This is a genomic window from Methylomonas sp., from assembly GCF_023228165.1.
Taxonomy (GTDB): Bacteria; Pseudomonadota; Gammaproteobacteria; order Methylococcales; family Methylomonadaceae; genus Methylomonas.
Window position 1 is genome coordinate 1 of sequence record NZ_JALOBS010000069.1, and the last position, 9,018, is coordinate 9,018.

Below are 9,018 nucleotides of genomic sequence, written 5' to 3' on the forward strand. Positions count from 1 at the left end.
GCCGAAGGCCGTATCACTACCTTTAAGTACGACGACCTGGGCCGCGTGATTGAAATCGTCGACCCCTTGGTCGAAACCCCGACTGACAAAACTCAAACCTTCGCCTACGATGAAGCCGGCAACGTCATCGAAGCCACCGACCGCAAGGGCCAGACCAGTCGCTACAGCTATGACCGCTTGAACCGCAACACCCAAATCGATCATCTGGCCGACGGCAGTCAGGAGGCCTACACTTACGATGTCTTCGGCGACCTGATCCAAAGCCAAAACGCCGATGTCACCTACACTTATACCTACACCAGCAAACACCAACTGCAAAGCAAAACCGACAGCCGCGCCAGTAAAACCCTGAGTTGGACCTACGACCCGGCCGGCAATATCGATACCAAGACCGACTTTCAAGGCGACATCACCACCTACCAATACGACAGCGCCAACCGGCTGGTGGCAGAAACCAACCCGGCCTATTTGCAAGTCAGCTACCACTACGACGGAGCCGGCCGGCTCATCGACCGCATCCTCAGCAACGGCGCGATTACCCATTACGGCTGGGATGCGGCCGGCCGGCTGACGCAACTGAAAAACACTACCCTCACCGGCGGACTGGTCAACGATACCGGCTACACAAGAGACCGGCTCGGCAATATTCTGAGCCAGACCGAAACCAACTCGCTGGGCCAAGTCACAGGGACTACGAACTACAGCTACGACCCGGCATACCGCCTACTCAGCGCCGACTACCCCGGTACAGCCTTCGACGAAAGCTTTACTTACGATAAAGTAGGCAACCGCAAAACCCATACCCAAGGCAGCCTGGCGCCGAATGCCAACACCCGGTACTATGCCTACGACGCCGGCAACCGTCTTAACAATATCCGTATCGGCAGTACCGGCGGCAGCATCGAATCGGCTTTCAGCTACGACGACAACGGCAGTCTGATCCAGGAAACCGGCCCGAGAGCCAAAACCATCACCTGGGACGCCAACAACCGGGTCAAACAAATCAACGGCAGCCAATACCGCTACGACCCCAAAGGCTACCGCATCGAAAAAACCGGCAGCCTGACCAACCGCTACTACCTGGAAGGCGAACACCTGGAAGCCGTATACGACGGCAACGGCGCGTTGCGCGACCAGTATATGCGCGGCACGGTGATCGACGAAGTGGTCAACGGCTACCACCGCGATGCTAACAACGTCATGGTCAACAGCACCTATCACCATGACGCTCTGCAATCGGTTTTGGGCCAAAGCGCCCACGACGGCCAACTCCAGTCTACCCAAAGCTACACCGCCTTCGGCAACCTCCTAAGCGGCACCGGCACCAGCAACACTCTGCAGAAGTACACCGGTAGGGAATTGGACGGCGAGAGCGGCTGCTATTATTACAGGGCTCGGATTTATTGTCCGGAGTTGGGGCGGTTTATCAGCGCGGACCCGCTGGGGTTTAAGGCGGGGGTTAATTTTTATGTTTACGTCAATAACAACCCTGTCAACGCGAATGATCCGAGTGGGAATATCTGCGTCGGATGCATGGTGTTAGCACTGGCTAATACCCCCGTTGGCCAAGCGCTTTCCGATCCAGCCTATTACCAATTGCTAGGTGATCACGCCGGTCAATTCGCAAATGGGGTGATTTCGTATCCTCGCGGTATAGTACGCGCTGTCGATTACGGGACACAGTTAATGGGATTACAGGGCGATGCCCTCCAGTCCCGCTCACAAGTTAATCTTCAAATTTTAAATACTCTGACTAATCAAGCCATTCAAAATCCGGATGTTGCTCTAAATTTCGCGACTGATTATGCTGCTCAGAATGTGTCGCAGGTTGCTGGTAGATTTTATGCGGGAATTGGAACTGGATTATTATTTCCAAATACTTATCAAGGGAAATTGACATCTCTAGGCTTGAGTGGCACCGCTATGTTTGGCGATGCTATGAATGCCATAAATAATGGTGTTAATACTTTGCAAGGACTCATTCCGCCTGTTTTGGGGGCACCAGTTACGCCGAGCATTAACTTTAATTTAAATATTCAAACAAGTTCATCGAACTCTCTTTCAAATACCATATCAAATTATTTGGGTGGTAATTTTGCGAACGGCGGATTTGTGCTTTACCCCAATAAATCCAATACAAATATGATGGCGCAAGTATATAAGAAATAAAATGATGACTTTTAAATGCCCAGTTTGTCACGATGATGGAATATCATTAAAAGGAAAAATTTTTGCCCGTAAAAGGAGGCCTGCCAAGTGTTGTTTTTGTAACGCAGAAGTTATTCCAGACCCCCAGATCAGTCAAGTTATTTATGTATTAGGATTAATTGTTATGTATGTAGCAGTATATTGGTCGTTTAAATTAAGTAGTTGGTTACCGCTTATTTTTGAATTTCTTTGTTATGAAATTGCTCTTTATTTCGTTCCACTGGTTAATAAGGATAATGGAAAAAATTTATCCGGTAGACAATAAACAACGTACAAAGCATTAAGAGGTGCAGCTAGTAGCCCGGTAGGATGCGCTAAACAACGAGCGGCGCATCATTCGCGTAATAAACAATGAAAAACCATAGCAAAATCGACTACCAATGCGACAAAGCAGGCGGCTTGCTTGACCACATCCTCAGCAACGGCGCGATCACTCATTACGACTGGGATGCGGCCGGCCGGCTGACCCAACTGAAAAACACCACACTCACCGGCGGACTGGTCAACGATACCGGCTACACAAGAGACCGGCTCGGCAATATTCTGAGCCAAACCGATGATGTGCAGGGATGCACGAATGTCGCGGGCGCAGGATGCGCAGGAGCGACCACCAACGCCCTGGGCCAAATCACCGGCACCACAGTTTTTAGCTACGACCCGGAAAACCGCCTCAAAACCGCCGACAACCCCGGCACAGCCTTCGACGAAAGCTTCAGCTACGACAAGGTCGGTAACCGCAAGACCCACACGCTAAACGGCAGCACCCAATACTACAACGTCGACGCTGGCAACCGCCTGAAAGACATCCGCAGCGGCAGCCCAACCGGAACGATCTTCGAAAGCTACGGCTACGACGACAACGGCAGCCTGACCAGCGTCAGCGGTAACCGCAATCTGACCTTGACTTGGGACGCCAACAACCGGGTCAAACAAATCAACAGTACCCAGTACCGCTACGACCCCAAAGGCTACCGCATCGAAAAAACCGGCAGCCAAACCACCCGCTACTACCTGGAAGGAGAACACCTGGAAGCCGTATACGACGGCAACGGCGCGCTACGCGACCAGTATCTGCGCGGCACGGTCATCGACGAAGTGGTCAACGGCTACCACCGCGACGCCGACAACGTCATGGTCAACACCACCTATCATCATGACGCCCTGCAATCGGTGCTGGGCCAAAGCGCGCATGATGGCCAGATTCAAGCCACCCAAAGTTACACCGCTTTCGGCGGCAATCTGAGCGGCACCGGCACCAGCAACACCCTGCAGAAGTACACCGGTAGGGAACTGGACGGCGAGAGCGGCTGCTATTATTACAGGGCTCGGATTTATTGTCCGGATATGGGCCGGTTTATCAGCGAGGACCCGCTGGGGTTTAAGGCGGGGGTTAACTTTTATGCCTACGTCAATAATAATCCGGTTAATGCCAATGATCCGACGGGGAATATTACGTTTACTATGACTGGTCAGCTCAATATTCCAGGTTGGATAAATGATATAGCACAAAAGATTGGGTTAGCTGATTTAGGTGGCGGAAAATCAATTCAATTCGGAACCGCTGAATCCTTCCCGTTATTTGATGGAGCAGAGCGCGATAGCGGCATACTTTTGTCAGGTGGCGCCGGTGGTGACGTAAGTCATCCATTAAATGGTGGGAATAATTTATACGGAATTGGTTCCTTGAATCTTAGTATCGGTATCTCACCTGGTTCGGTTAAAGATCTTGCAGGTAGAGACAATGAAATTAGCTTAACTTTCCCAGGTGTATCTGCCGGCGTGAGTTTTAATGCTCAAACTGGCTCGTATAGTGGAATGTCTATTGGAACTGGAGCGGGATTTAGTTTTGGGGCACAAGAGACACTTACTGGAGTTTATAGTATGAAAAATGGATTTATTGGTTTCGACAACAGTAGTTCAGCAAATGGTGGTTTTGTTATTTACCCAAATAAGTCAAATACGAATATGATGCAAAGTGTATATAAAAAATAAATAAATTAAATATCATTATTAGAGTTGCTTAGGAGGGTTTGTGTTGAATATTAGTTTGATCGATGCTGCGGCTTTTGTGTTTTTTGTCGGAGGATCGATTATTATAATTAGAATTTCGGCAAGAACTGGGAAGTCTATTTTTAAAATAATTCTTGGGTTTGAAATAAAGCCATTTGTTTTGTTAACAACAACTAATGAGAAGATTTTTATAGGCGGCTTATTTCTTTTTTCATTTGTTATGTTTTATTTCTGGACTCATGGTGTTATCACTATAGGTGATTTGTTTGGACAATAGAATGTAATCGGTCTGTGACGCAAAGCAGGTTCAGTAAATGGCGGGTTTGTTTTGTATCCAAATAAGTCAAATACGAATATGATGACTTCGGTTTATTCAAAATAAAAATTAAAAACAAAATGATAAATTCTGATTTGATAATTGGTTTTGTTGCAGGAAATGTCTATGGTTATTTTTTTAGGCCTATTTTCCAGTTTTTTTTCGAAATTCGGTACTTATATTTAAACGGTCTTTATTGCCTTCATTTGTGGTTTTAATATTTGTCGGCATAATACCTTCGATTGGAGTAGGTGGATTTATACTTACTATTTTATTTCTGAAACCATATATTATGGTTTGGGAAGTATTTATTTCGATTTTTATGATTTGTTTTTTTGTCGGTATGAGCGCATATGCTGTATTGCATAGGAAGCAGGTAAATAAATGGGACTAACGCGTCAAGATGCTGGGACAAAAGCCCCAAGGCCATAAGATGCGCAGAGTTTATAGGCTGCCGCCGTCAGGCACACCGATCGCGGTTCATGCTAAAAACGACTAACTCGCCAGCAAAGATGCCCCCAAACATCAACACCACCCGCTTGGTGGCCGAGACCAACCCGGCCTACCTGCAAGTCAGCTACCACTATGACGTGCAGGGATGCACGAATGCCGCGAGCGCAGGACGCGCAAGAGCGACCGACGGCGCGGGGCGCTTGCTGGACCGCATCCTCAGCAACGGCGCGATTACCCATTACGGCTGGGACGTGGCGGGCCGGCTAACCCGGTTGAAAAACACCACCATCACCGGCCAACTGGTCAACGATACCGCCTACAGCCGCGACCGGCTCGGCAACATTCTGAGCCAAACCGATGATGTGCAGGGATGCACGAATGTCGCGGGCGCAGGATGCGCAGGAGCGACCACCAACGCCCTGGGCCAAGTCACAGGCACCACAGTTTTTAGCTACGACCCGGCCTACCGCCTCAAAACCGCCGACTACCCCGGCACAGCCTTCGACGAAGTCTTCAGTTACGACAAAGTCGGCAACCGCAAAACCCACACGCTAAACGGCAGCACTAAGTATTACAACTATAACGCCGGGAACCGTTTGCAAGACATCCGCACCGGCAACCCGACCGGCACGGTGTATGAAAGCTACAGCTATGACGCCAATGGCAGTCTCACCAACGTCAGCGGTAACCGCAATCTGACCTTGACTTGGGACGCCAACAACCGGGTCAAACAAATCAACAGCACCCAGTACCGCTACGACCCGGCCGGCAACCGCATCCAAAAAGCCGCCGGCCTCACCAACCGCTACTACCTGGAAGGCGAACATCTGGAAGCCGTTTACGACGGCAACGGCGCCCTGCGCGACCAATACCTGCGCGGCACGGTGATCGACGAGGTAGTCAACGGCTATCACCGCGACGCCAATAACATGATGATCAACACCACCTATCATCATGACGCCCTGCAATCGGTGTTGGGACAAAGCGCCCACGACGGGCAAATCCAGGCCACCCAAACCTACACCGCCTTCGGCAGCCAACTGAGCGGAACAGGTACCAGCAATGCCGTACAGAAATACACCGGCCGGGAAGTGGACGGCGAGAGCGGGTTTTATTATTATCGGGCCAGGTATTATGATCCGGCAACGGGGCGGTTTATTTCGGAGGACCCGAAGGGGTTTGAGGCGGGCATCAACTTCTATGCCTACGTCAATAATAATCCGGTTAATGGGAATGATTTGACGGGAGAGTTTGTCAATATTGCATTAGGTGCGGCAATAGGAGGGATTTCATCGGTAGTTGGTACGTACAATAGTAATCCGAATGCAACATATGCAGACGCACTCCAAGCTTTCGGTACTGGAGCTTTAGTCGGCGGATTTTCAGCAGTGGTCCCTATAGGCGGTAGCTTTGCAGCATCTCTTGTGCGCAATGCTTTAGCAGGGGCTGGAGGAAATTTCACCGGCCAAGGATTAAGTGGAGGCATTAACAATATAAAATATGAGCAAGTGGTAGTTCAAGGTGTCATCGGATCCTTGTCGGGTGCTGTTGGCAATGTTGTACAAGCATCGCAAGCATTAAACTACCTAAGAGCCGGATTTACTTACGCTGAAGGAGTGGCTTTTGGCGAAGTCGGTGGGACGTCAGCAGCAATAACTACTGGCGTGGCTATAAATTCGCTGGTGCCAACAACATATGGGGGAATTGCAGCGCCCACAATATACGGCGGGAGTGCCTCGCCAAATGGCGCCGCTAATGGTGGATTCCTTATCTACCCCAATAAATCCAACACCAATCAAATCCAAGGGGTATATAACAAGTAACCCTAAATCAGGTATATAATCACAATGAATCTAAAATATTAATTATGGAATTTTTAATTATATATTTTTTTTACATATTCTTTTTGGGGCATTTACTGGGTATATGGGGGTGTACGTAAATTTACCAACCCACAAATTAAAATACACGCATTACTACTTATTTATTGCGCTAATGTATTTATTGTATATGGCTGTAGTGGCTGGATTGGTTCAAGGAATCTGGTGGATAACCAATAATACATCATTAATATCAGAAGCATATAAAGGTATTTCCACAATTATCATGTTATTGTCTGTTTATCCTGGTGTCCTACTTGCAAAGTACTGTAAAGGCTAAATTCAATTATAATTAAGTTTTAGCGCAAGGCGTAATCGGTGCATTAAGTTCAGAGTTTGGTTTTATATATGCCTCTACTACAAGTAGGGTTGTAGCGTCAGCGGTTCCGGCGCTTGCTGCAAGTACTGGGGGCGCAATAAACACAGTCGCAAATCTATTTGTACCAACGAGTTTTGGTGGTATTCCGCTTTCAACTACTGAAGCAACATCAAGTAGTGCCGCTAACGGCGGGTTTGTTCTTTATCCAAATAAATCGAACACAAATCAAATGCAGAGTGTTTATAACAAACCTTAGTAAACACTAATGCAATTTTGTAAACGGTAATCCGAGTTATGTGTCAATTTATAGTTTAATTTAATCAATTGGAGTTCAATGTCCGCAGATCAAATAGTAGCTACTTTTGTGTGTATTTGGTATGGATTTTCTGTTTCCCATCAAATACATGCTCATTCCATACAAGATAAAATATTGACAAGCGAATTAGGTAAATCAGGATGGTGGCGTCTATTTTTGGCTCGCTTTATTTTTTTTGTAACAGGAATATTAGGTTGTATTGGCTTGGCTTGGTTGGCTGGTAGCTTGCCTGCATTCAAAGGGCCTGTCTTACTTGTAGGATTGCTTATTGGGATTGCGCTTTTCCTTTTAACATGGTTTCTCAATAAAAAATAAACGCAATAATGTGTGCGATATGCTTCTGAGGGAGTAAGGCGCATCTTTTCGGGCTGGATATTTAATCGGCGGATTTTCTGCGGTGATTCCTATAGGGCTGTCTTCATTGTTTTCACATAACTTAGTTTCTGAGGGTTACCGCCTATATGGCCGGCATGAATTGCTGCAATTCATACTATTCGTAGCCAGCTATGCGCTGCTCGATTACGGATATTTCCAGATTCCGGTCGACCTGTTTGCCAATGTTATTTAGTCGTCCCTGAAAAAGCCGATATTTTACGAACACCAGCATTCAGACGGGCAATAAAAATTTCACGCTCGATGGGCGTGCCAAAATCCGACATAACGGTCTCCAAAAATGAGGCAAAAAAATCCTCAACTGCCTGAGGATCATACGGATATTGTGGCCAGCGCCACATAAGATGGCATGCATGGCATCGCCCAGTTCGCCTTTCAGATAATTGCGGCCCAGCAATCCGTCGTTTTTGAGGTGCCCGATGACGGGTTCGATGGCATTGCGGCGTTTGAGGGCACGTTTGAGTCGCCGGGTGTTTATTCCTCTCTTTTGCCGGGCTTTGTAAATGGTCACGTTCGGGACCTCGGCACCACGGTATCCTAAATCCACAAAAGCTTCTGTTGCGCGTCTACCGCTCAAAATTTCCGCCTGTTCCAGACACGATTCCAGGGTGTGGCCATCGTAGGGATTACCGGAAAAGCTGCGGGCGCCAAGCACAAAATTACTTTTATTGGTGACGGTGATGCCCACTTTGACGCCGAATTCATACTTCTTGTGGACTTTGCCTTTGGAAATGCATTCGACTTCCGTGGCGTGGAAACTGTACAGCTTGTTTTTATCCTGGGGTTGTTGGTTCAAAATCCGTTGGGTTTTCTCTAGCGTCTCTTTAAAAGCCAATTTGACTGCATCGGATTGATCCGTCAATTGGCGCTCGATATCTCGGTACACCCGACCCACCAACGTTTTGAGCTGTTTGAGCATCTTGCGTTTGCGCTTCATTTGTTTGGCATGACTGTACCGGTTCGCCATCATCAGCAAATACGGGGCTTTGCGGTTATAGTTCTGCCGTAGCGTAATCTCATGCTGCTCAGCCAGGCGTACCATGTGCTGGCGACAGCGTTCGTACAATTTCCCATCGGTCGGATACGTGATGGCTTTCTCTTGAACCGTACTATCGACCGTCAC

7 protein-coding genes are annotated in these 9,018 nt (G+C 48.0%); 6 read left to right on the top strand and 1 reads right to left on the bottom strand.

From position 1 onward, the window contains the following. The 6 genes from M0R33_RS24140 to M0R33_RS24165 all read left to right on the top strand — a co-directional run. Positions 1-2,169 (top strand): RHS repeat-associated core domain-containing protein (locus M0R33_RS24140; protein WP_292574516.1); only part of this gene is annotated, 2,169 nt, incomplete at its 5' end. 1 nt (position 2,170) lies between these two features. After that, positions 2,171-2,473, top strand: coding sequence for a hypothetical protein (locus M0R33_RS24145; protein ID WP_292574517.1), 303 nt, complete (start codon positions 2,171-2,173; stop codon positions 2,471-2,473). 86 nt (positions 2,474-2,559) lie between these two features. Beyond that, complete coding sequence (locus M0R33_RS24150) at positions 2,560-4,200, top strand: RHS repeat-associated core domain-containing protein (protein ID WP_292574518.1); 1,641 nt, start codon at positions 2,560-2,562, stop codon at positions 4,198-4,200. A gap of 40 nt (positions 4,201-4,240) precedes the next feature. Further along, a complete protein-coding gene (locus M0R33_RS24155) occupies positions 4,241-4,495 on the top strand; it encodes a hypothetical protein (RefSeq protein ID WP_292574519.1) in 255 nt (84 codons plus the stop codon). 551 nt (positions 4,496-5,046) lie between these two features. Then, positions 5,047-6,810, top strand: coding sequence for an RHS repeat-associated core domain-containing protein (locus tag M0R33_RS24160; RefSeq protein ID WP_292574520.1), 1,764 nt, complete (start codon positions 5,047-5,049; stop codon positions 6,808-6,810). 710 nt (positions 6,811-7,520) lie between these two features. Further along, positions 7,521-7,817 (top strand): hypothetical protein, encoded by a 297-nt coding sequence (locus tag M0R33_RS24165; RefSeq protein ID WP_292574521.1) that lies wholly within the window; start codon positions 7,521-7,523, stop codon positions 7,815-7,817. A 292-nt stretch (positions 7,818-8,109) separates the two neighbouring features. On the opposite strand, the gene M0R33_RS24170 is transcribed toward M0R33_RS24165, so the two are convergent. Beyond that, positions 8,110-9,018: IS5 family transposase (locus M0R33_RS24170; RefSeq protein WP_292574522.1), on the bottom strand; the 909-nt coding region annotated here is incomplete at its 5' end.